Genomic DNA, 20,436 nt, shown 5'->3' with positions numbered 1-20,436 from the left:
GGGGCCGCTGCGGTCTGCGGTCATGCGTGAGCGGTGCGTGACGAGAAGTAGAGGTGCGAACGGGCGTTCCGGTTCCGCATGGGCAAGACTCGCGTCCGTTATCCGACGCAACGACGCGAGGAGTGTTCGACATGCGATCCGTCACCAGGACCCTGGGACTGTCGTCCGCCGCCATGGGGCTCACCGCCCTCACCGCCCTGACGGGCTCCGGCATCGCCGGAGCCGCGCCCGCCGGCGGCGAAAGCCTGTACGCCCCGTCCGCGCTCGTCCTGAGCGTCACCGACGGCGAGGACGCGGTGAGCGGTACGGTGCTGCGCGCGGTCACCCTGGTCTGCGCACCCCGGCCCGGCGGAACCCACCCGGATCCGGACGCGGCGTGCGCCGAGTTACAGGCCCACGCACCCGAGCTGGACGCGCTCGCCGAGCCGCGCCCCGACGCGGCGTGTACCCGGGAGTGGAGCCCGGTGACCGTCACCGCCGAAGGCGTGTGGCAGGGCCGCCGGATGAACTACTCCTACACCTACGCGAACCCGTGCGGCCTGTGGAGCAGCACCGGCACGCTCTTCACCATCTGAGACCGGCCCGGACTCCGATACCGGCCCGGACTCCGATTCCGGCCCGGACTCCGATTCCGGCCCGGGCTCCGATACCGGCCCGGACTCCGATTCCGGCCCGGGCTCCGATACCGGCCCGGCCTCCGGGATCAGCCCAGTTCCAGGCTCGTGACCCCGTACATGCCGGTCAGGTCGAGGTCCGGCCCCTGGCCGGTGTACATCCGGGCGGTCTCGAACGTCGGGGTCAGGCCCAGTCCGCCCAGCAGGGCGGCGGCTCGCGGATGGGCGTCCGGTACGTCCACGGCCACCGCGCCGTCGGGCGTCCGCTCCGCGAGCCGGAACAGCAGCGCCGCGGCGACGGCCGGGTCGGCCGCGTAGAGCGGGCCGATCCGGGCGGCGCCGCTGCCCGGCCGGACGACGCCGAGCCCCTCGATCCGGCCGTCCCGGACGGCGGCGAGGGCGCTGCGGCCGGGCAGTCCGACCCAGGCCGCGAGGAAGGCGTCGCGCGGCGCGGGGAAGAACCTCCGGTCGTACGCGGCGAGTTGCCCGAAGGGCAGGGTGGCGGCGTCCACGATCCGCACCTCGGGCGCGGCCTCCTCCCTTCCCGTGCCGGGCGGCCCGGACTCCCGCGGCACCCCCTCGTGGCGGACGTTGTTCCAGGCCGAGCGGAAGCCGGACTTGCGGTAGTTGTCCTGCTGCTCGACCACCCCGTCCAGCCCGACGAGCCGCCCGTCGAGCCGCTCCATTCCGGCCTTCCACAGCCGGATCCCGTACCCCTGGCCGCGGACGTGGGGACGGGCGATGTAGAAGCCGATGAAGCCGAATCCGGCCCCGTACCGGATGGCCGAGATACAAGCGACGGGCTCCCCGCGGAGCCGCCCGACGAGGAATCCGCCCGGATCGGCGGCGGCGAACGCGAACCGGTCGGAGTCCCCCGGGTTCCAGCCCTCTTCGTCTGCCCAGTCCCGGATGAGCGCCATGTCGGCGACGCTCGCGCCGTTGATCTCGAATCCAGCGAGTCCCGTCATGTCCGACGTTGTACCAGATGCGCCCGCGCCCCGGCCCGCGTCCCGTCCGGGCTCAACCGGCCGTCAGGAGGCGGACGAACGCCGTGCGATCGGCCTCCCGGTGCAGGTCGCTCACCTGCCCGTCGCCCACCTCCACGACCCGCCAGACGCCGTCCGCGCGCAGCGCGAGGTCCGTGGTGACGAAGGCGCAGCCGAGCTCCGCGACGGCGGCCCGCACCGGTGCGAGGTCCGGCGCCGCGGCGACGGCGTACGGGCTGTCGGGGTGGGCGGTGACCAGTCGGGGCTCGCCGTCGCGCCACCAGACCCGTACCTCGCCGGCCTCGCCCTCGGCCGCCGTGAACTCTTCGAAGGCGCGCAGCACCACCCCGCCGACCAGGTCCTCGCCCTGGAGTTCCACGAACCGGTTCACCACGCGGTGGACGGCGGCCCGGTCCGTGAGGTCGGGGAGGTGGCAGGCCTCGGCCCACTCGTGCTTGCGGGACTTGACGTAGTCCTTGACGATGCCCGCGCGCGAGGGGAGGGCCACGGCGGCGTCCGCGAGCCGGGCCGACTCCGGGGTCTTCCCCGGGGGTGTCGCCAGCCAGCGGCTGGGCGGGGTGAGTCCGGCGAACGCCTCGTACCAGCCGGGGAGTTCGTGGGCGCGCCGGTAGGCCTTCGGGGTGACGCGCAGTCCGGCGCCGCGCTCGCGCAGGGCCGCGTCGAGGTCGGCGTACCGACCCGCGGGAATCATCCAGCCCCGGTACCAGAGCGCTCCCGCCCCGGCGGGGACCCCGGCCACGGCCCGGCCGGCGTCCCCGGCCAGCAGGGCGTCGTGATCGATGAGCCCGATGCCACCCCCGGCGTCGCGCACCGCGCGGGCCTCCTCTGCGAAGTGGGCTTCGGCGCGGCGCCCGTTCAGCGGATCGGAGCAGTACAGGACGGTGGTCGGCATGCGGCCACCCTACGGAGTCCGGCGCGAAGACGGGGGCCGGGTTCCCCGGGCGCCCACCGGGATGATCTGGTCCCCGTGGACATGGCAGCCGGCGGCCGGGAAGGTGGCCGTTGCGGCCTGCACCTCGGAGGAGGTGGGCGGCGCGGTCTGCCGCCTCCTTCCGGTGGCCGCCCTCGTGGACTTCGCGGTCCCGCGCCTCCAGAAGCTCCTGGACGCGGACACGGGCGTCGGCCCGGCCCTCGGACCGTACGTCGGACCGGACCTCGGCCCGGACGCCGGACCGGGCACGGGCGTAGGCGCGCACGCGTCGGGCTGAGCGAAACCCTGTGGAGAAGAGCGCGCCCGCTCCCTAGGCTCGGCGCATGGGAAAGCCGCTCGTCGCAGTGTTCAGTGGGGCCGGAATGTCCACCGATTCGGGAATTCCCGACTACCGGGGGCCGCGGGGATTGTGGCGGCGGGAGCCCGACGCCGAGAAGCTCGTGACCTACGCGCCCTACATGGCCGATCCGGAGATCCGGCGCCGGTCCTGGCTGATGCGCGCCGAGCTCGGCGCCCTGGGGGCGCGGCCGAACGCCGCGCACCTCGCCGTCGCCGATCTGGAGCGTGCCGGGATCCCGCTGCGGGTGATCACGCAGAACGTGGACGGGCTGCACCAGCTCGCCGGGACCCCCGCGCGGAAGGTGTTCGAGCTGCACGGCACGGCGCGGGCGGTGGTGTGCACGGCCTGTCGTGCCCGGACCGGCATGGACGAGGCGCTGGCCCGGGTCGCCGCCGGGGAGCCGGATCCGGCCTGCCTGGCGTGCGGCGGGATCCTGAAGGCGGCGACCGTGATGTTCGGGGAGCGGCTGGACCCCGAGGTGCTGGCGCAGGCGGTCGCGGTCGCCCAGGGGTGCCAGGTCTTCGTGGCCGTGGGCTCGACGCTCCAGGTGCAGCCGGCGGCCTCGCTGGCCGGGATGGCCGCGGAGGCCGGGGCCCGCCTGATCATCGTGAACGCGCAGGAGACCCCGTACGACTCCCTCGCCGACGAGGTGATCCGCGAGCCCATCGGGACGGCGCTGCCCGCCCTGCTGGCGCGGATCGCCTCGGAGGGCGCACGCCTCTAGCCCGTCTCTTTCGGATCGCGCCGGGACCGTCTCAGCCCGCGTCCGCCGCCCGCCGCATCTCCGCCACGTCGAGCTTCTTCATCTTCATCATCGCGGCCGCCGCCCGGCCGGCCCGCCCCGGGTCGGGGTCGGAGATCAGCTCGATGGCCCCGGCCGGGATGACCTGCCAGGACAGCCCGAACTTGTCCTTGACCCAGCCGCAGGCGGATTCCGCGCCGCCGTCGGCGGTCAGCGCCTCGTAGTAGTAGTCCGCCTCGGCGTCGTCCGCGCAGTGGATCTGGAAGGAGACGGCCTCGGTGAAGGGGAATTGCGGGCCGCCGTTGAGCCCGACGAACCTCTGGCCGTTGATCTCGAACTCGACGACCATGACCTCGCCCGCCACGCCGCCGCTGTGCTCGGGACGAAGGCCCACGCGGCCGCGCTTGCCGTCCTTGAAGACCGAGAGGTAGTAGTCGGCGGCGGCCTCCGCCGCCCCGTCGAACCACAGACACGTGATGAAGGGGTTGCTCGCCATGACTGCCTCCGGAGTGTGAGGGACGGGGAATCCGTTCCCTCACATACAGACCGGCCCCGGCCCGGAAACTCATCGGTGGGGCCGGGACCGGTCCGAATCCAGTCCGCAATGCACTCCGGCGGGTTACACGTCGAGCATGCGATCGACGATGCGGCGGGCCGCCTGACCGTCGTCCAGGTCGCAGAACTCCTCGCGGAACGCCGCACGCGCCTGCGCGTACCGCGCGCCCACGGCGTCCGCGTTCCGCACGGCCTCGATCAGGCTCGCCGAATCCCTGAGCAGCGGGCCCGGGGCCTTCTTCTCCAGGTCGAAGCTGAAGCCGCGCAGGGTGTCCCGGTAGTGCTCCAGGTCGTAGGTGAAGAGCAGGACCGGCCGGTCGGTGTGCGCGAAGTCGAAGATCGCGGAGGAGTAGTCCGAGATCAGCACGTCGGCGACGAGCAGCAGGTCGGTGGTGTCGGGCCAGCGCGAGACGTCGACGACGAACCCGTCTCGGACGCCTTCGCACACCTGCTCGGTGACCTTGTGGTGGCTGCGGACCAGCAGGACGTGGTCCTCGCCGAGCTCGCGCCGGGCCGCGTCCAGGTCGATCCGCTGGTCGAGCTTGTAGCCGGAGGTGAGCGTCCAGCCCTCGCGGTTCTCCCGCCACGTGGGCAGGTAGAGGACGACCTTCTTGCCCTCCGGCAGGCCGAGCCGCCGGCGGACCTCCGCGATCCGCGCCGCGTCGGGGCGCACCAGGGCGTCCGTGCGCGGGCTGCCCGATTCGATGACCTCCCCGTCGTAGCCGAGCGCGCGCTTCAGGACCGGGGTGGCGTACGAGCCCGGGGAGGCGAGCAGCGACCACTGCGCGCTGTCGTGCTCCAGCGCCTCCAGCACCGCGGGGCTGGTGTAGTAGTCGTGGTTGAAGTCGTGGCCGATCTGCTTCAGCGGCGTACCGTGCCACGTCTGTACGACGGTCTGGCCGGGGCGGCGCCGGAAGGCGAGCGGCACGCTGTCGTTGACCACGTAGTACCGGGCGCGCGCGAGCAGCTCCCAGAATTCGAGGCTGTCGTACTGGACGGCGCGCGCGGTCTGCGGGACCTCGACGCGGCCGTCGCGCACCAGCCAGACGTGTTCGAGCTTCTCGCCGCGCCGCAAGAGTTCCTCGTGGATGGCGCGGGGCGAGTCTCCCGCGCCGTGCCCCTGGAAGGCGTCGTAGAGCACGACGTCCTTGAGCGGGAGCGCCCGCTGCGCCGGGTACGTGACATCGCGCGCGACCCGCTGCGCGTAGCGCGAGCGGTCGTGCGGGCTGAGCATCGGGTCGGCCACCAGGACGAGCCGGTCGTAGAGGCGCGATTCGAAGCGCATCCGGCGGCCCAGGACCGTCACGGCGTGGGGTCCGGAATACAGGGCGGTCGGGGAGAATTGCAGCGGGACGCCCCGGTCGACGCCGAGCAGGCTCGCGGTAGCCCCGCCCTGGGAGACCGGGCGCAGCGTGGGCCACCAGCGGCCCTGCGGCAGCGGGACGCGGCCGGCGTGGTGCTCGGGGAACACCGGCTCGAAGGAGGCCTCGAAGGCGTCCCCGTCACGGGTCACGGGATAGCTGAACTCCACGCCGGACGCATTGTGCAGGACCAGCTCGTAGGGCTCGTCCAGGGGCGCGACGAACCGGCCCCGGAGCGTCAGGGCGCCGTTCCCGGTCTCGACGGCGTCGACCAGCGGCGGGGAGGGCTGGATCGAGAGGATGAGGTGTCCGGTGGTGCCGCGCTTGGCGAAGAGGGCCCGTCCGGACTCCCCGCCGGGCAACGGGACGATCAGTCCGGCGAATCCGGCGCGCTCGTCGTGTGCCAGGCGGTGCTCCACGCCGTCCGCGCCGGTCACGGTCAGGTTCCACGGCTTGGGAGCCCACTGGCCGGGCACGCCCGGGGAGGCCGGGACGGCAGCCAGATCGGCCAGCGGAATCCGTACGGTGAAGGGGATCCGGCCGCCGCCGACGGCGGGAGCGGTCTCCATCGGGAGGTTGAGCACGGCCCGGCTGGAGACGTGCAGCGCGCGCAGGGTGGCTCCGGCGCCGACCTCGGCGGCGAGCTCGCCCGACACCTCGATGTCATCACCGTCGAGGCGGACGTCCAGGGCGCGGGCGCGGACGATCTCGACCTGGACGCTGAAGAGACCGCCGGTGCTCGGCACGATCCGCACGTCCGGGGCGACCCAGTGCGCGGGCGGGTTCTGTCCGCTGTCGTGTTCGCCGTGCGAGAGCCGCTCGCGGTGCAGGCCGCCGGCGCCCGTGGCGATGACGGACCCGGTCCACACGCCTTCGTTCCACTGGCCGTTCGTCTGAAAGGCGGTGGCGTCGATGGCGGCGCTGAATCCGGCCCAGTCGGCATGGCGCAGGGTGAGGTGCGGGGAGTTCGCCGTGGCCAGGGGGGAGGCGACCGTACGGGTGGTGACTACGGCCCGGCGAGGCTTGTTCTTGCCCTTGCCCTTGGCCTTGCGCTTGCCCTGCTCGCGGAAGACCAGCATCTTGCGCGAGCCGAGGCGGCTCTCGGCGCCCAGGTGGCCGGGCACCGCGTAGCCGCGCAGCAGCAGCTTGCCGTCGGCCCATTGGACCTGCTCCACGCGGCTGATGACGTGCCGTTCGCTCGGGCCGAGGGCGAGGATCTTCGCGGGAACCGGCGCCTTGAGGAAGGGGTAGTCGGCCTGCGGGCGGGCCAGCCCCTTGACCGGCAGGCTGTGGTGGAACGCGCGCTGGTGCCGTATGAGGGCCACGAACTCCTCGACCCGGCCCTGTTCCGCGAGGTAGGCCTTGAGCCGGTCCCCGACCGGCAGGTCGGACCAGGTTCCGGATCCCATCTCCCGGACGAGGCCGCCGACTTCCTTGGCGAAGGCGGCACGGAAGTCCGCGCCGCCCTCCGGAACGAACTTGTAGATGAGCTGGAGTTCCTCGGTCAGCAGGTTGTGGTCGTAGTCGCGCAGGTGGCGGGCGTGGACCGCGCCCTGCTCGCGCTGGAGGGCCTCGCGGACCAGCCGGATGGAGGCGACCCGGTCGATGACCGAAACCGGGTCGGTGGTCCGCTGGGTGATGGAGCGCTCACCGGCTTCGCGGACCCGCCAGTGGTAGACGCACTCGCCGATGACGTCGACGCTCTTGGCGAGGTAGTGCGCGGGGATGGAAACGGGGGCGTCCTCGTAGAGGATGCCTTCCGGGTACTGGAAGGCGTGCTCGTCCCAGAAGCTGCGCCGGTAGACCTTGTTCCACGCGGTGCGGTCGGTGACCAGCGCCGGGAACTTCGAGACGTGGGTCTTCAGCCGGGTCGAGGCGAAGGGGACCCGGTGTCCCCAGGCCTGCTGCATGCCGACGGAGCGGAAGCGCTTGACGTTGCCGGCGGCGAAGTCGGAGCCGGTCTTGTCGAGGGCGTCGATCATGCGCTGGTAGGCGTTCGGCGGCAGGGTGTCGTCGCTGTCGACGAAGGCCAGGAACTCGCTGTCCGGGCTGATGTGCCGGGCGCCCGCGTTGCGGGCCGCGCCGAGTCCCGCGTTCTCCTGGAGGACCAGCCGGAAGCGGTCGTCCCGGTCCACGAAGGCCTGAGCCAGTGCCGCGCTGCCGTCGGTGGAGCCGTCGTCGAGGAGTACGACTTCGAAGTCACCGAAAGTCTGTGCCGCGATGGACTCCAGGCACTCGTCGAGATAGAGCTCGACGTTGTAGACGGGCACGACGATGCTCAGGCGCGGGGGCATTGGTGGCGAGTTCTCCAGCTCAATAACACTTTGATGATCAGCCGATTACAGCATCTTACTCTGTAACGAGATGATAAATATCGGTCATCTCGGGCATAAAGCGAGAAGCCGCGGGGCGGGCGGCGATGAGTTCGGCCGCCCGCCACCTCGCCGTCATCGAATCAGACGTCCAGCTCCGCCTCGATCCTCTTCAGCTGGTGCCGGGCCATCGCGAGATTGGCCCGCGTCTTGTCGAGCGCGAGGTAGAGGAAGAGCCCCGCGGAGCCCCGTCCCTTCAGGAGCCGGATCAGGTGGTACTGGCTTCCGAGGGTGATGAGGATGTCCTCGATCTCGTCCTTCAGGCCGAGCATCTCCATCGTGCGGAGCTTGGCCCGCACCACGTCGGTGTTGCCCGCCGCGGCGACCGTGAGGTCGAGGTCCTTTCCGCCGCCGATGGTGCCGAGGGCCATACCGCTGCTGCAGTCGACCAGGGCGACGCCGAGCACGCCTTCGATGCTGGTGGTGGCTTCCTTGAGCGATGTCTCCACGTTGGCCATGGCTGTTCCCATTTCTCTTCGGTGTCCTGGACGTTTTCGGTCAGTGCGGTTCGTCAGTGCGGTTCGTCAGTGCGTTCGGTCGGTACGACGGGATCAGGAGCCCGGGGCCGGGCCGCGGCGGCCGAGGCTCTGGTCGATCAGCTCCGCTATGCGCAGGCTGGAACGGCGGGCCTCCAGGTGCAGCCGGCCGACGTTGACGCGCGGCTCCGCGATCAGGGTCAGCACGGCCGCTTCGCCCGCCGCGTAGGTGGCGACGTAACCGTCCTCCCCGCGCACGAGCAGCTCGCGGAACCCGCCCTGCCCGGTGCAGTCGCTGAGCCGCTGGGCCACTCCGAGGGCCGCGGCGGTGAGGGCCGCGACGGATTCCGCCTCGGCGGCGGCGCTGTCGTGGGCCAGGACCAGGCCGTCGACGCTCGCGGCGAGGGCGCCGCCCAGCTGCGGGACCCGGGCCCGCAGCCGGCGGAGCTCGGCGAGTATCTCGGCCTCGGCTTCGGCGGGCACCGTACTCATGTCGGACCTTCTCCTTTCGGACTGCCGCCGCTCGGAACGGTCGCCGCGCTGGGCGGCTCGCAGCGGGAGCCTCACAGGCTTGCCTCCAGTGCGTCGCGTAACCGGCGCAGCAGCGCCACGTCCGGGGACTGCGCCTGCGTCATCCAGTCGGGCAGCGGCGCCTCCGCCGCGGCGGCGGGTGCCGGCGCGTGCGGGGTCTCGACCAGCCCGGCCGCCGCGAGGCGTCGTACGTCGAGCAGGGTGTGAAAGGCCGGCCGGCCCAGCACCCAGGCGAGGTCCGCGGGTGTCCTTACCCCGTCGGCCAGGTCGAGCAGGATCCGCTGGCGGGCGGTGACGGTCTGCCCGGGGGCGGCGGCCCGGGGCACGACCGGGGAGGTGTCCAGCAGCGGATAGGGCCAGACCGCGTCGAGGAGTTCCCGGCGGCGGCAGGTCTCCCGCTCGACGGCGGCGGCCGGAACGGAACGGACGGAGCCGATCCAGTGGGTGGCCCCGCGCCGGAAGCGGGAGGGGCCGCTGCCCGGGGAGAGTGCGAAGAAGGCGGCGTCGAAGATCGCGGCGAGGTGGCATATCTCCAGCTCGCCGCCCGCGAGCCCGCCACTGTCGACGAGGAACCGGGCGACTTGGCGGCGGGCGCCGGCCTCGTTCACGGCTTCGGTCCAGCGCTCGGGGGTGAGGCCCCCGCCCGTGGTGAGCAGGACGTCGAGTCCGGGGGTGGCCGGGCTCTCCGCGTGCACCACGCGGCCGTCCTCCAGGAAGAGCGTGCCGCGTTCGCGGAACAGGGCGCCGGTCGCCCGCTCGGCGGCGAGCCGGGTGAGCAGGGGGGAGACGGCGACGGTGGCGACGGCGGTCATTTCAGCACCAGCTCCTCGGCCAGGGCCCGGAGTCTGTGCCGGGCGAGCGCGAGGTTTCCGTCGGTCCGGTCGAGCCACAGGTGCAGGAACACGCTGCTGTCGAAGCTGGTCTCGACGAAGCGGAGCACGTGGTAGCCGGTCCGGGTGGTGACGATCAGGTCCTCCACGGGCGGCCCGGCGCCGTCCTGCGCCTCGGGCCCGCCCGGGGCGAAGGACTCGTATTCGGCGGCCGCCCGGGCCAGCTCGGCGGTCTCGGCAGCGGTGGTCTCGTGGTCCCCCACCGGTGATTCCCCGGCGGTGCCGAGGGCCAGTCCGCTGCTCCAGTCGACCAGCGCGGCACCCCTGGCGCCGGGCAGGGCCATGGCTTCGAGCAGACATTCGTCGATCCCGGGCACGCGGGCTCCCCTCCCGGCCGGACCGTGCGTGGTGCACGGGCTACGGCGCGACAGAAGGGAACTTACTCAACTTCCACACTGTGGAAGGGCGTTCTGGCATTTTCCGCTGGAACATGCGCGATGGCACGTGACAGCTTGGCCGGAACCCCACGCATTTTGATCATTACCTTCGATCGCGCGCCCCGAACTCCCCGCGCGCGGGCCGCCGTCACGAGGCGAGCGGCAGATCGTCCGCGAGCCGGAAGGATCCGCCCTCGCGCTGTACGTAGCCCTCGTGGCTGAGGGTGCGCAGCAGGTGGTACACCGTGGGCAACGGGATTCCGGTGAGCCGGGAGAGCCGCTTGGCGGTCGCCCCGCCCTCCGCGTACATCGCCTCCACGAGCCGCAACGCCCGCTGTACGGAACCGATGAGGGTGGGAGCGGTGGTGGTGGTGCCGGCGCTGCCGCTTTCCGTGCTGTTCGCGCTTTCGATGCTGTTCGCGCTGTTCGCGCTGCCCGCGCTGCCCTTCGGACTGTGTTCGGTACCCATGAGTGGTCCCCCCTGCTCCGGTACGAGGCCTGGCAAACCCATCAAAGTCGCTCACCGGCCTCAAAACCAGCGGACGCGCGTAAACCTGAGCATAAGATCAACTAATGCTCGACCCCCGGAAACTGAAGCTCCTGGTGGACGTCGCGCGCACGGGCACCATCGCGGGTGCCGCACTGCGCGCCGACGTCACCGCCTCCGCCGCCTCCCAGCAGCTGTCCGCGCTCGAACGCCAGACCGGCTGTCCGCTGCTGGAGCGGTCCGGTCGGAGCGTACGCCTGACCGCCGCCGGGCACACCCTGGTATCCCACGCCACCCGCGTGCTCGCCGAGATCGAAGCCGCGGAGGAGGCGCTGCGCGATATCGCGGGGCTGCGCGACGGCCAGTTGCGGGTCGCCACCTTCGCCTCGGCCGCGGAGCCCTTCACGGTGCCCGCGCTGGCCGCGTTCCGGCGGACCCATCCGGGTCTCGACGTGAGCCTGACCGAGCTGGAGCCGGAGCTGGCCCTGCCCTCGCTGGCGGCGGGCAGCCTGGACCTGGCCGTCACCCACCAGTACCCCCACCTCCCGGAGCCGGACCTGCGCGGGCTGCGGCAGGTACTGCTGCGCCGGGAGAAGCTGCTGCTCGCCGTGCCCCCGCACGCCAGGCCACCGCTCGACGGGCCGGTCCGGCTCGGCGAGTTCGCCCGTACCGCCTGGGCATCGACCACGCCGAGCACCGGATTCCAGGCGGTGACCGAGGGGATCTGCCGGGCCGCCGGCTTCGAACCTGACATCGCCTTCCGCGCGGACAGCTATCCGATGCTGCTCTCCCTGGTCGCCGCCGACTTCGCGGTCGCGCTGGTGCCGCAGAGCGCGGCGGAGCGGCGCGCGGAGATCTCCTTCCACGACATCGCCGAACCGGCGCATCTCGTACGGGACATCTACGCGACCGTCCGGACCGGGGACCGCTGCCCGGCGACCGAGTCGATGATCCGCCACCTGGCGCGGCAGCTCGGCGGCTGACGCTCCCGGCCCGGACCGGATCAGATCCGGGCCGGATCAGATCCGGGCCGGTGTCCATCCCTCGACGTGCCAGGGCTCGCCGACGGTGAGCGCGTGCGGGGCGCCGGAGACGGTGAGGCAGGCCTCGCGCGGGGAGCCCCGTTCGAAGGTGAGCCGCAGGGAGCCGTTGCCGGTGACCTCGGCCGTGTCGATCCGGCACAGGGCCAGCTCGCCGAGGAGCGCCAGCGGATGGCCGGGGAGCATGCTGCCCGGGCTGGCGGAGACCCGGACGTCGCCGTCGGCGGCGATGCCGACGCGGACCGAGCCGAAGAGCGGCTGCTCCAGCCGCCAGGGCGCGTCGATGACGATCCGGGCTTCCGCGTCGGTCAGCTCGTCGTGGACGGTGAGGAAGGGCGAGGCCCGGCGCCGTTCGCCCGTCTCCAGGACGAGGGTGCCCTCCAGGTCCACGGGCAGCGGGGCCACCCCGCTCGCGACGGGGAACGGGCCGCTGTCCACCCGCAGGCACTCCGGGTCCAGGCAGTCGGGAACCGGATCCACCACGGGCCCCGGCAGCGGCGGCCGGTCGGTCACCTCGCCCCACAGGGCGGGAACGGCGTGGCGCAGCACCACGTCCGTGACCTCGTCCGCGACACGGGCGGCGGTGCGCTCGTCGGTGATGGTCCACCAGTGGTCGTGCGGATGGCCGAGGAGGCGTCCGATCCTGGCGTGCCAGCCGACGGGGCCGATCCGGTTGGCGCTGAGCCGGGTCCCGAGGGCCGGCCGCAGCCGCCGCAGGGCCTCGTGTTCCTCGTACGGGACCGCGCGCAGGTTGACGGTGAACCTGCATGCGTCGGCCCCGGACGAAGCGCTCCGCTGGAAGCCGAGCAGCGCGTGGTCGGGCTCGGCGGCGCGGAGCCGGTACTCCAGCCCCGTTCCGCTGAATCCCGCGTCGCGCAGTGCCGGGGCGATCCGCTCGCGGAGCGTCTGGTGGAACAAGTCGGTCGCGTTCACCCCCGTAGTGTCACAAGACGCACCCTCCCGACCAAAACCGGCCATCCCCGGGCGGCCGCAGCGGCCTGCCTGGCCACGGCCGACCCACAGCCCGCCCGGGTCGTCTGCGACGGACCCCGGGCGCGGGCGGTCGCCGCCGAACCGGCTCCGCCGCGCACCGCGCCGGCCCGCCGGGTGATCGCGGACCACGCCGGCTGAACCGTCGGCCTACCGCCTACGGCCTACTGCGTGCAGGTCACGTAGGCCGGCAGCGGGGTCTCCTCGACGAGGCGGCGGGGAAGGGACAGCGCGAAGCGGTGTTCCAGTACGGCGAGGGTGAGGCGGTCGCGCTCCTCGTGCGGTTCGTCCTCGGGGCGGGCGTAGCAGCCGTCCGGGGTGAGGATCTTGGCCTCGACCAGCTCCGGCAGGAGGAAGTCGGGCCGGTGGCCGCCGCGCCAGTGCTCCTCGCCGATGCCGAAGCAGCAGACGAGCTCGCCGTCCCGGGCGTACGCGAACTGCTTGGGCGGGTGATCGGGCTGCGGGTCGAGGTACACGGCCTCGGCCCCGGAGCGGGAGACCTCCGCGAGGCGGTGCGCCCCGGCGGGCACTCCGTGCTCCACGGCGAAGGACCAGCCGCCCCAGCTGCCGACCCGGGCCACGCCGTCGCCGTCCAGCGTCTCGGTGACCATGCTCCACGCATCGATGGCCCCGAGCGGCCCGGGGCGCAGGTCCGGCAGGGCGCCGAGCCGCACGGCCAGTTCCTCCGGGCCGACGCCCCGGGCGAAGGTGAGGCCGACGTACCAGGCGCTCCAGCCCGCCAGCCACTGGATGCCGCCGCCCGGGCCGCGGGCGCCTTCACCCGTTCCCTGCCCCGTCATGTCCGCCATAGCCACGGTCCCCTCCCGCGATCTCCGCGATGCGAGCCGGTCGTACCCGTCCTGCCGACGCCACCGGTCCTGGCGGCGCCACCCGTCCTGCCGGTCCTGCCGGGGCCACCCGTCCTGCCCCTGCCGGTCCTGCCGGAAGCAGCCCTACCGGCACGATAGTCAGTCGGCGGGGCCCTCCGGGAGGAGGCGCTCGACCATGGTGTCGATGAGCCCTTCCACCGCGTGGGGGTCCAGCAGTCCCGGCACGGTCAGGTCGTCCACGATCAGCCCGAGCATGGCCAGGTAGATCAGGACCACGCCCCGCCGGTCCCCCGGCAGCCCCGCCTCCAGGTGCCAGGCGATGTTCGCCTCCAGTTCGGCGCCCTGGAACCCGGCCAGCGCCTCCTGGAGTTCGGGACGCCGGGTGGCCTCGAGGCGCAGTTCCAGCATCGCGGTGTGGACGCTGCGCTCGCGGCGCATCCGCTCCAGGAGCCGGCGCAGCAGCACCTTCGTGTCGAACGGGCCCGTCAGGTCCGCGGGGTCGGGGGTCAGCCGCTCGCGGGTGCGGTGCAGGATCTGCACGAGGAGCAGGGCGCGGTTCGCGAAGTAGTTGGAGGAGGTGCCGGTCGGAACCCCGGCCTCGGTGTCCACCGCGCGCAGGGTCAGCCCCCGGGAGCCCTCGCGGGCGAGGACTTCGATGGCGGCGTCGAGCAGCGCGGCGCGGCGCTCCGGGTTCTGGCGCATGGGTGGATCCCTGACGGTGTGGACGTGGCTGCCGGTATGACCGCCGCATATGCACTGCACGTGCAGTGCTTCGGACACGCTAGCGGACACCGCCCCGTCGCGGCCCTCCCCAGCACCCCCTCCGACGTGCCACCCTGCCCGTCATGGAGCGGATCATCGGGGAGATACGCGAGGACCTGGACCGCCGGATGGCCGTGGCCGCCGAGCGGCTCGCCGACCGGTCACCGGACGGCGACCCGGCCTGTGCCGTCTACGTCGCCCTGCTCGGCCGGGCCGCCCTGCGCGAGGGGGTCCACCAGCTGCTCCGCCTGGCCGTCGAGGGTCTGCTCCGCGAGGCCCGCGGCCTGCCGCCCGAGCTCGCCGAGGCCCGCGCCGACGGGGAGCTCCGCGCCCGGCAGGGGCTGCCGCTGGATTCCCTGCTGCGCGTCCACCGGCTCGCCGGCCGGCTGCTGTGGCAGGTCCTGACCGAGGCCGTCGCCGCTCACGACCGGGCGGCGCTGCCCCGGCTGCTGCCCGGGGCGCCCGCGCTGTGGGACGTGGTCGACCGGATGGCGGACGCGACGGCCGAGTCCTACCGCCGGGCCGACGCGGTACGCGGCGACCGCGAGCGGGAGCTGCGGGGTGCCCTGCTCGACGCCCTGTTCGACGGCGGTGGTCCGGCGGGCCGGTCCGCCGAGTCGGCCCGGCGGCTCGGACTGCCCGAGCGCGGGCGGTTCGCCGTGGTGGTCCTCGACTCCGGGGACGGCGCGGGTACGGTCCCGGGCGGCGGTGCACCGCGCGTGCTGTGGCGGATCCGGGCCGACGGGGAGACCGGCCTGGTGGACCTGGGCCGGCTGCCGCTCGCCTCCGTGACCGATCTGCTCGCGCCCCTCGGCTTACGGGCCGGGGTGAGCCCGGTGGTTCGGACGCCCGGCGAGCTGGCCGGGGCCCGCCGGCTGGCCGTCCTCGCGCTGCGCGCGGCGCCGGGAGCCGACGGTCCGCACACCGCCCTGCTGGACGAACGGCTCCCGGCGGCGCTGGTCGCGGCCGAGCCCGAGCTCGCGGGCCGGCTGCGTCACGTGGTGCTGGGTCCGGTCCTGGCGCTGGGCCCGGAGGACCGGAGGGTGCTGCTGACCACCCTGGGCACCTGGCTGCTCTGCCGGGGCTCGACCACGTACGCCGCCCAGCGGCTGTACTGCCACCGCAACACCGTCTCGAACCGGCTGCGCCGCCTGGAGCAGCTCACCGGCCGCTCGCTGTCCGATCCCGCCCACGTCGTGGAGCTGGCGCTGGCCCACACGGCGGTCACCCAGCGCCCGGCCGGGTCCCCGCCCCCTCCTGATGCTCCCCCTCCTCCTCCGGCCTCGCGGACTCCAGCAGGTACGGCACGTCGATCACCGCGACCCCGGGCGTGAACAGCAGGCGAGCCTTGAGGCGCAGCGCGTTCTGGTTGTGCAGGGGCTGCTCCCACCAGTGCCCGACCACGTATTCCGGGATGACCACGGAGAGCATGTCGGTGCCCTCGGCCGCCGCCTGCTCCTGCACGTAGGCCAGCACGGGCCCGACCACCTCGCGGTACGGGGAGTGCAGCACCTTGAGCGGGATGCCGGGGTCGTGGTCCGCCCAGGCCTCGCGGAGCCGGTTCGCGTCCTCCTCGTCGGCGGCCACGGAGAGGGCCGTCAGGGTGTCGGGGCGCAGCCCCATCGCGAAGCCGAGGGCCTTGAGGGTGGGCGCGTGCACGGCGGCGACGAGGACGACGACGTGGTGGCGGGCGGGCTTGCGCGGTTTGACGCCGGGGGCGACGGCGAGTTCCCTGGCCACGGTGTCGTAGTGCCTGCGCACGCCCTTCATCCCGATGAAGAGCACCGGCATCGCGATGACCACGAGCCAGGCCCCGTGGGTGAACTTGGTGATCAGGACGATGACCAGGACGACGAAGGTCATGGTGGCGCCGACGGCGTTGATGGCGAGCCGGCGGTGGATGTGGATCCGCTCCTCCTTGCGGGTCTCGGGGGAGGAGAGCTCCTGCTGCCAGTGCCGGACCATGCCGGCCTGGGAGAGGGTGAAGGAGACGAAGACGCCGATGATGTAGAGCTGGATGAGGCGGGTCAGCTGGGCATCGAAGGCGACGATGAGGGCGATGGCCGCGAGCGCCAGCAGGACGACGCCGTTGGAGTAGACGAGCCGGTCGCCGCGGTTGAAGAGCTGGCGCGGTACGTACCGGTCCTTGGCCAGGATCGAGGCGAGCATCGGGAAGCCGTTGAAGGCGGTGTTCGCGGCGAGGACCAGTACGCCGGCCGTGACGGCCTGGAGCAGGTAGAAGAGGAAGTGCCAGTCGCCGAAGGTGGCCCGGCCGATCTGCGCGAGTGCGGTGGACATCGGGGTTCCGGGGGCCAGGCCCAGCTCCGTGGGATCGGCCGCCACGTGCACCTTGTAGCTCATGGCGAGGACGGTGATCCCGGCGAACATGGTGACGGCGAGCGCGCCCATCGCGGCGAGGGTGGTCGCCGCGTTCCTGCTCTTGGGCTTCTCGAAGGCGGGGACGCCGTTGCTGATGGCCTCGACGCCCGTGAGCGCCGTACAGCCGGAGGCGAAGGCCCGCAGTGCGAGGAGCACCACCGCGAGGCCGGCGTAGTTGCCCTCGGCGGTGATCGGCAGCTCGGCGGATTCGGCGCGGATCGTGTCACCGGTCGCGAGCCGGTAGGCGGCCACCGCGAACATCAGGTAGATCACGAGGACGAAGCCGTAAGTGGGAACGGCGAAGACCCGGCCGGATTCCCGTACCCCGCGCAGGTTCATGAGGGTCAGCAGCACCACGAAACCCACCGACAGGGGGACTTCGTGGTCGGAGAGGGAGGGGATGGCGGAGGTGATGGCGGCGACGCCGGAGACCACGGAGACGGCGACCGTCATGACGTAGTCGACGAGCAGCGCGCTCGCGGCGGTGAGGGCGGCGGTCTGGCCGAGGTTCTTGGAGCTGACGATGTAGGCGCCGCCGCCGCCCGGGTAGGCGTAGCAGGTCTGCCGGTAGGAGGCGACGACGACCACGAGCAGGAACACGATGGCGGCGGCCGCGTACCAGGCGAGGTGGAGCAGCGCGACCCCGCCGAGGGCGAGGATCAGCAGGATCTCCTCGGTGGCGTAGGCCACGGAGGAGAGCGGGTCGCTGCAGAAGATCGGGAGCGCGAGCCGTTTGGGCAGCAGGGTCTCGCCCAGACGCGCGGTGTCGAGCGGTTCGCCGACCAGCACACGTTTCGCATTGATACGCCTCATTCAGGCATGATCAGCCAAGACTGTATGGATTCGCCCCATATTGACCCTGTGTCATGGGGTGAACCACTTACCTGTCCGGCGCCGCCATCTTCGCGGCGGCGCTGCGGATGGCCTCCCGGATCCGGAAGTACGTGCCGCAGCGGCAGATGTTGGCGATCGCGTCGATGTCCTCGTCCGTCGGCGCGCTCGTCCGCTTCAGCAGGGCCACGGCCGCCATGATCTGGCCGGGCTGGCAGAAGCCGCACTGGGCGACGTCCTGTTCGAGCCAGGCCTCCTGCACCGGGTGCAGGTCCTCGCCGTCGGCCAGCCCCTCGATGGTGGTCACCGTCTTGCCCGCGCACGCGGAGACAGGCACCACGCACGGGCGGACGTCCACCCCGTCGAGGTGGCTGGTGCAGGCCTTGCAGACGTCCACTCCGCAGCCGTATTTGGGGCCGCGCACGTTCAGCATGTCGCGGAGCACCCACAGCAGGGGCAGATCGTCGGGGGCGTCCACGGTGACGCTCTGCCCGTTGACGGTGAAGGTGTGCGAGGGCACGGCTCGGCTCCTGGCTGACTAGCGCGGGTACGGGGTGAAGTCGACGTCGAAGTCGAGGGGGAAGCTGCGCGGCTTGGTGCCGGTGGCGCGGGCGTAGGCGTTGGCGATGGCGCCCACGGCGGCGGGCAGGCCCAGCTCGCCCGCCCCGCCCGGCTCGGTTCCGGTCGCCGGGAGCACGAAGACGCGTACGTCCTTCGGGGTGTCGCGCTGCCGCGCCCAGTGGAACTGGCTGTAACTGCCCTCCAGCGGGAGCCCCTTGTCCAGGTGCAGGCCGGCCGTCAGCGTGGTGGAGATCGCGTCGGTCAGGCCGCCGATCATCTGGGCCTCCAGACCGCGCGGGTTGACGGGCAGGCCCACGTCGACGGCGATGACCGCCTTCGTGACGCGGATGCGCTCCGGGTCCCTGGTGTCGATCTCGACCAGGCAGGCCGTCCGGGACTTGTACTCCTCGTGGAAGGCGATGCCCTGGGCGCACCCGGCCGGCACGGCCCGGCCCCAGCCCCCTTCGGAGGCCACCTTGTCGAGCACGGCGCGCTGGGCGGCCGTCTTCAGGAAGGTCCGGCGGAACTGGTACGGGTCCCGGCCCGTCGCGGCGGCCAGCTCGTCCACCACGATCTCCTCGGCCCCGCGCGTGTTCGCCGAGTACACCGAGCGCCAGGAGCCGGTGGGCACTCCGGTCGGGACCTCGGTGAGCGCCTGCGTGGTGAGCCCGAAGTGGTACGGGGACTTGATCGTGGTGAGGAAGAGGGTCTGGGCGAGGGTGGCGTTGCCGATGCCGAGCGGGAGACTGGCGGCGGTGGCGGTGATGATCTCGCCGAGCCCGTGCCGGAAGTCGGTCTCCGCGGCGGCGACCCGGTGTTCGAAGCTGAGCACCTGCCCCAGCGCGTGGGTGGCCCGGATCTTGTGGTGGGTGGCCGGGCGCATCCGGCCGTGCCGGGTGTCGTCCACCCGGGTCCACATCAGCCGGACGGGGCGGCGGCAGGCCTTGGAGATCCGGGCCGCTTCCAGGGCCGCGTCGAAGAACAGCCTGCGGCCGAAGGAACCGCCCGCCTGCACCACGTGGACGGTGACCTTGTCGAGGGGCAGACCGAGGTCGGCGGCGATCGTCTCGCGGGCCACGATCGGCGATTTGAGCCCGGACCAGATCTCGGCGCGGTCGTCCCGCACGTCGGCGACGGCCGAGTTGGTCTCCATCGGGGCGTGGCTGACGAAGGCGAAGTCGAACTCCGCGTCCACGTGCGCCGTGAGCAGCGGCGGCACGAGCAACGGCGGGGTGGCGGCGCGGAGCTTGGTCCGTACGGCCGCGTCCGAGAGGTGGTCGGCCGGGCCCGGGCCCCAGGTGACCTGGAGGGCGGCCTTGGCGTCGAGGGCCTGGCCGAAGGTCTCGGCGACGACGGCGACCCCGGTGGCGACGGTGACCACGTGCAGGACGCCGGGCATGGCCTTGACGGCGGCGAGGTTGGTGACGGAGCGGACGCTGCCGCCGAGGGTGGGCGGGCGGCGGACCACGCAGGGCTTGGCCCCGGGCACGTCCAGGTCGAGGGTGTAGCGCTGGGCCCCGGTGACCATGGCGCGGGCGTCGATCCGGCTGGTGGGCCTGCCGACCAGGGCGTGCTTCGCCGCCGGCTTGGGGGTGGCCCCGAGGACGATCAGGGCGGGGTCGGCGGCGTCCGCGGCGAGGGAGCCATAGGCCGCGGTTCGCCCGTCGGGGGCGCGGACGGAACCGGCGGCCGTGGTCAGGGTGGACGCCGGAAGGCTCCAGCGAACGGCGGCGGCCGCGACCAGCCGGGCCCGGGCGGTGGCGGCGCACTGGCGGACCGGGCCGTAGAGGGAGCGGATGGAGTTGGAGGATCCGGTGAGCTGGTTGAAGAGCAGCTCGGGGCGGGCGTCGTCCAGTTCGACCCGTACGGCGGCCAGCGGGGCGTCCAGTTCCTCGGCGACGAGCATGGCCACGGCGGTGGTGAGCCCCTGGCCGACCTCCTCGCGCGGCAGCCGGAAGCGGATGGTTCCGTCGGTCTCCACGACGAGCGCGAGCAGGGCGGAGGTGGGGGCGCCGGCCAGGATGAACAGGTCGCCGAGGTCCACCAGGTCCGCGATGGCGGGCAGGGTCGGGATCACGGCGTGCGCGGGCTGCGGGGCGAGGAGGTCGGCTCCGGCTCGCGTGACGAGGGCGAGGGTCGGGGCGGCGATCAGATAGGTGAGGAAGGAACGCCGGCTCCGCCCGTCGGCGGGGCCGTGCCCGTCGGTCGGCGCCGGGCCGTTCCCCTCGGTCGGCGCCGGGCCGTCTCCGTCGGTCGGCGCGTGGTTGTGCCCGGTCATGTCGTTGTGTCCCCACCCTGCGCGGCCTGCCCCAGCGAGCCTCCCCGGCTCATTACCGGCACGTAGAGTAGCCATTCGGGGG

General features: G+C 72.9%; 19 protein-coding genes and 1 pseudogene. 5 read left to right on the top strand and 15 right to left on the bottom strand.

Annotated elements, in window-relative coordinates; translation table 11 throughout:
- Window positions 1-131 precede the first annotated feature (131 nt).
- Window positions 132-575, top strand: coding sequence for a subtilase-type protease inhibitor (locus tag ACIQV3_RS01010; RefSeq protein WP_403708415.1), 444 nt, complete (start codon window positions 132-134; stop codon window positions 573-575).
- Window positions 576-703: 128 nt separating this feature from the next.
- On the opposite strand, the gene ACIQV3_RS01005 is transcribed toward ACIQV3_RS01010, so the two are convergent.
- Both ACIQV3_RS01005 and ACIQV3_RS01000 read right to left on the bottom strand, forming a co-directional pair.
- Window positions 704-1,582, bottom strand: a complete 879-nt coding sequence (locus ACIQV3_RS01005) for a GNAT family N-acetyltransferase (RefSeq protein ID WP_403708413.1) — start codon at window positions 1,580-1,582, stop codon at window positions 704-706.
- Window positions 1,583-1,634: 52 nt separating this feature from the next.
- Window positions 1,635-2,513: an ATP-grasp domain-containing protein gene (locus ACIQV3_RS01000; protein WP_403708411.1), complete on the bottom strand. Its 879-nt coding sequence runs from the start codon at window positions 2,511-2,513 to the stop codon at window positions 1,635-1,637.
- Between ACIQV3_RS01000 and ACIQV3_RS00995 the strand changes: the two genes are divergently transcribed.
- Together ACIQV3_RS00995 and ACIQV3_RS00990 are read left to right on the top strand one after the other, a co-directional pair.
- The gene (locus tag ACIQV3_RS00995; protein ID WP_403708409.1) at window positions 2,512-2,829 is read left to right on the top strand and encodes a hypothetical protein; all 318 of its coding nucleotides are present in this window, start codon (window positions 2,512-2,514) and stop codon (window positions 2,827-2,829) included. The two genes, ACIQV3_RS01000 and ACIQV3_RS00995, sit on opposite strands and share 2 nt — an antisense overlap.
- Window positions 2,830-2,875: 46 nt before the next feature.
- Complete coding sequence (locus ACIQV3_RS00990) at window positions 2,876-3,616, top strand: SIR2 family NAD-dependent protein deacylase (RefSeq protein WP_403708407.1); 741 nt, start codon at window positions 2,876-2,878, stop codon at window positions 3,614-3,616.
- A gap of 31 nt (window positions 3,617-3,647) precedes the next feature.
- Here the strand turns inward: ACIQV3_RS00990 and ACIQV3_RS00985 are convergent, their stop codons facing one another.
- The 7 genes and pseudogenes from ACIQV3_RS00985 to ACIQV3_RS00955 form a co-directional block, all read right to left on the bottom strand.
- The gene (locus ACIQV3_RS00985) at window positions 3,648-4,130 is read right to left on the bottom strand and encodes a VOC family protein (protein WP_403708405.1); all 483 of its coding nucleotides are present in this window, start codon (window positions 4,128-4,130) and stop codon (window positions 3,648-3,650) included.
- 123 nt (window positions 4,131-4,253) lie between these two features.
- Complete coding sequence (locus ACIQV3_RS00980) at window positions 4,254-7,844, bottom strand: CDP-glycerol glycerophosphotransferase family protein (RefSeq protein ID WP_403708403.1); 3,591 nt, start codon at window positions 7,842-7,844, stop codon at window positions 4,254-4,256.
- Window positions 7,845-8,005: 161 nt separating this feature from the next.
- Complete coding sequence (locus ACIQV3_RS00975; RefSeq protein WP_403709124.1) at window positions 8,006-8,380, bottom strand: hypothetical protein; 375 nt, start codon at window positions 8,378-8,380, stop codon at window positions 8,006-8,008.
- 93 nt (window positions 8,381-8,473) lie between these two features.
- Window positions 8,474-8,890, bottom strand: a complete 417-nt coding sequence (locus ACIQV3_RS00970; protein ID WP_403708401.1) for a roadblock/LC7 domain-containing protein — start codon at window positions 8,888-8,890, stop codon at window positions 8,474-8,476.
- A 71-nt stretch (window positions 8,891-8,961) separates the two neighbouring features.
- Window positions 8,962-9,741, bottom strand: coding sequence for a transcriptional regulator (locus ACIQV3_RS00965; RefSeq protein WP_403708399.1), 780 nt, complete (start codon window positions 9,739-9,741; stop codon window positions 8,962-8,964).
- Window positions 9,738-10,136, bottom strand: coding sequence for a hypothetical protein (locus tag ACIQV3_RS00960; RefSeq protein WP_403708397.1), 399 nt, complete (start codon window positions 10,134-10,136; stop codon window positions 9,738-9,740). Before ACIQV3_RS00960 ends, ACIQV3_RS00965 begins: the two co-directional genes overlap by 4 nt.
- 235 nt (window positions 10,137-10,371) lie before the next feature.
- Window positions 10,372-10,506, bottom strand: a pseudogene (locus tag ACIQV3_RS00955) (helix-turn-helix domain-containing protein); the annotation flags it as partial.
- 263 nt (window positions 10,507-10,769) lie between these two features.
- Between ACIQV3_RS00955 and ACIQV3_RS00950 the strand changes: the two are divergent.
- A complete protein-coding gene (locus ACIQV3_RS00950; protein ID WP_403708395.1) occupies window positions 10,770-11,666 on the top strand; it encodes a LysR family transcriptional regulator in 897 nt (298 codons plus the stop codon).
- Between the two features lie 36 nt (window positions 11,667-11,702).
- On the opposite strand, the gene ACIQV3_RS00945 is transcribed toward ACIQV3_RS00950, so the two are convergent.
- From ACIQV3_RS00945 to ACIQV3_RS00935, 3 genes are all read right to left on the bottom strand, one after another.
- On the bottom strand, window positions 11,703-12,656 hold the full coding sequence (locus ACIQV3_RS00945; protein ID WP_403708393.1) for a DUF4304 domain-containing protein: 954 nt from the start codon (window positions 12,654-12,656) through the stop codon (window positions 11,703-11,705).
- Between the two features lie 221 nt (window positions 12,657-12,877).
- Window positions 12,878-13,522, bottom strand: a complete 645-nt coding sequence (locus ACIQV3_RS00940; RefSeq protein WP_403709122.1) for a DUF6461 domain-containing protein — start codon at window positions 13,520-13,522, stop codon at window positions 12,878-12,880.
- A gap of 159 nt (window positions 13,523-13,681) precedes the next feature.
- Window positions 13,682-14,245, bottom strand: a complete 564-nt coding sequence (locus ACIQV3_RS00935) for a TetR/AcrR family transcriptional regulator (RefSeq protein ID WP_403708391.1) — start codon at window positions 14,243-14,245, stop codon at window positions 13,682-13,684.
- A 143-nt stretch (window positions 14,246-14,388) separates the two neighbouring features.
- Between ACIQV3_RS00935 and ACIQV3_RS00930 the strand changes: the two genes are divergently transcribed.
- Complete coding sequence (locus ACIQV3_RS00930; protein ID WP_403708389.1) at window positions 14,389-15,639, top strand: helix-turn-helix domain-containing protein; 1,251 nt, start codon at window positions 14,389-14,391, stop codon at window positions 15,637-15,639.
- On the opposite strand, the gene ACIQV3_RS00925 is transcribed toward ACIQV3_RS00930, so the two are convergent.
- The 3 genes from ACIQV3_RS00925 to ACIQV3_RS00915 form a co-directional block, all read right to left on the bottom strand.
- Window positions 15,530-17,497, bottom strand: coding sequence for an APC family permease (locus ACIQV3_RS00925; protein WP_403708387.1), 1,968 nt, complete (start codon window positions 17,495-17,497; stop codon window positions 15,530-15,532). The two genes, ACIQV3_RS00930 and ACIQV3_RS00925, sit on opposite strands and share 110 nt — an antisense overlap.
- Window positions 17,498-17,564: 67 nt before the next feature.
- Window positions 17,565-18,035: a (2Fe-2S)-binding protein gene (locus ACIQV3_RS00920; RefSeq protein WP_403708385.1), complete on the bottom strand. Its 471-nt coding sequence runs from the start codon at window positions 18,033-18,035 to the stop codon at window positions 17,565-17,567.
- Window positions 18,036-18,053: 18 nt separating this feature from the next.
- Window positions 18,054-20,354: a molybdopterin cofactor-binding domain-containing protein gene (locus ACIQV3_RS00915; protein ID WP_403708383.1), complete on the bottom strand. Its 2,301-nt coding sequence runs from the start codon at window positions 20,352-20,354 to the stop codon at window positions 18,054-18,056.
- Window positions 20,355-20,436: the final 82 nt, after the last annotated feature.

Source organism: Streptomyces sp. NPDC099050, from assembly GCF_044759865.1.
In the GTDB taxonomy this organism is placed as follows: domain Bacteria; phylum Actinomycetota; class Actinomycetes; order Streptomycetales; family Streptomycetaceae; genus Streptomyces.
This window is presented reverse-complemented; position numbering and strand designations above follow the sequence as displayed.

Excerpts from the sequence above, each read along its gene's own strand:
- ACIQV3_RS00930 (WP_403708389.1), top strand. The coding sequence starts at position 14,389 with ATGGAGCGGATCATCGGGGAGATACGCGAGGACCTGGACCGCCGGATG.
- ACIQV3_RS00980 (WP_403708403.1), bottom strand. The coding sequence starts at position 7,844 with ATGCCCCCGCGCCTGAGCATCGTCGTGCCCGTCTACAACGTCGAGCTC.
- ACIQV3_RS00995 (WP_403708409.1), top strand. The coding sequence starts at position 2,512 with ATGCGGCCACCCTACGGAGTCCGGCGCGAAGACGGGGGCCGGGTTCCC.
- ACIQV3_RS00940 (WP_403709122.1), bottom strand. The coding sequence starts at position 13,522 with ATGGCGGACATGACGGGGCAGGGAACGGGTGAAGGCGCCCGCGGCCCG.
- ACIQV3_RS00970 (WP_403708401.1), bottom strand. The coding sequence starts at position 8,890 with ATGAGTACGGTGCCCGCCGAAGCCGAGGCCGAGATACTCGCCGAGCTC.
- ACIQV3_RS01000 (WP_403708411.1), bottom strand. The coding sequence starts at position 2,513 with ATGCCGACCACCGTCCTGTACTGCTCCGATCCGCTGAACGGGCGCCGC.
- ACIQV3_RS01005 (WP_403708413.1), bottom strand. The coding sequence starts at position 1,582 with ATGACGGGACTCGCTGGATTCGAGATCAACGGCGCGAGCGTCGCCGAC.
- ACIQV3_RS00965 (WP_403708399.1), bottom strand. The coding sequence starts at position 9,741 with ATGACCGCCGTCGCCACCGTCGCCGTCTCCCCCCTGCTCACCCGGCTC.
- ACIQV3_RS00915 (WP_403708383.1), bottom strand. The coding sequence starts at position 20,354 with ATGACCGGGCACAACCACGCGCCGACCGACGGAGACGGCCCGGCGCCG.
- ACIQV3_RS00990 (WP_403708407.1), top strand. The coding sequence starts at position 2,876 with ATGGGAAAGCCGCTCGTCGCAGTGTTCAGTGGGGCCGGAATGTCCACC.
- ACIQV3_RS00950 (WP_403708395.1), top strand. The coding sequence starts at position 10,770 with ATGCTCGACCCCCGGAAACTGAAGCTCCTGGTGGACGTCGCGCGCACG.
- ACIQV3_RS00985 (WP_403708405.1), bottom strand. The coding sequence starts at position 4,130 with ATGGCGAGCAACCCCTTCATCACGTGTCTGTGGTTCGACGGGGCGGCG.
- ACIQV3_RS00935 (WP_403708391.1), bottom strand. The coding sequence starts at position 14,245 with ATGCGCCAGAACCCGGAGCGCCGCGCCGCGCTGCTCGACGCCGCCATC.
- ACIQV3_RS01010 (WP_403708415.1), top strand. The coding sequence starts at position 132 with ATGCGATCCGTCACCAGGACCCTGGGACTGTCGTCCGCCGCCATGGGG.
- ACIQV3_RS00925 (WP_403708387.1), bottom strand. The coding sequence starts at position 17,497 with ATGAGGCGTATCAATGCGAAACGTGTGCTGGTCGGCGAACCGCTCGAC.
- ACIQV3_RS00975 (WP_403709124.1), bottom strand. The coding sequence starts at position 8,380 with ATGGCCAACGTGGAGACATCGCTCAAGGAAGCCACCACCAGCATCGAA.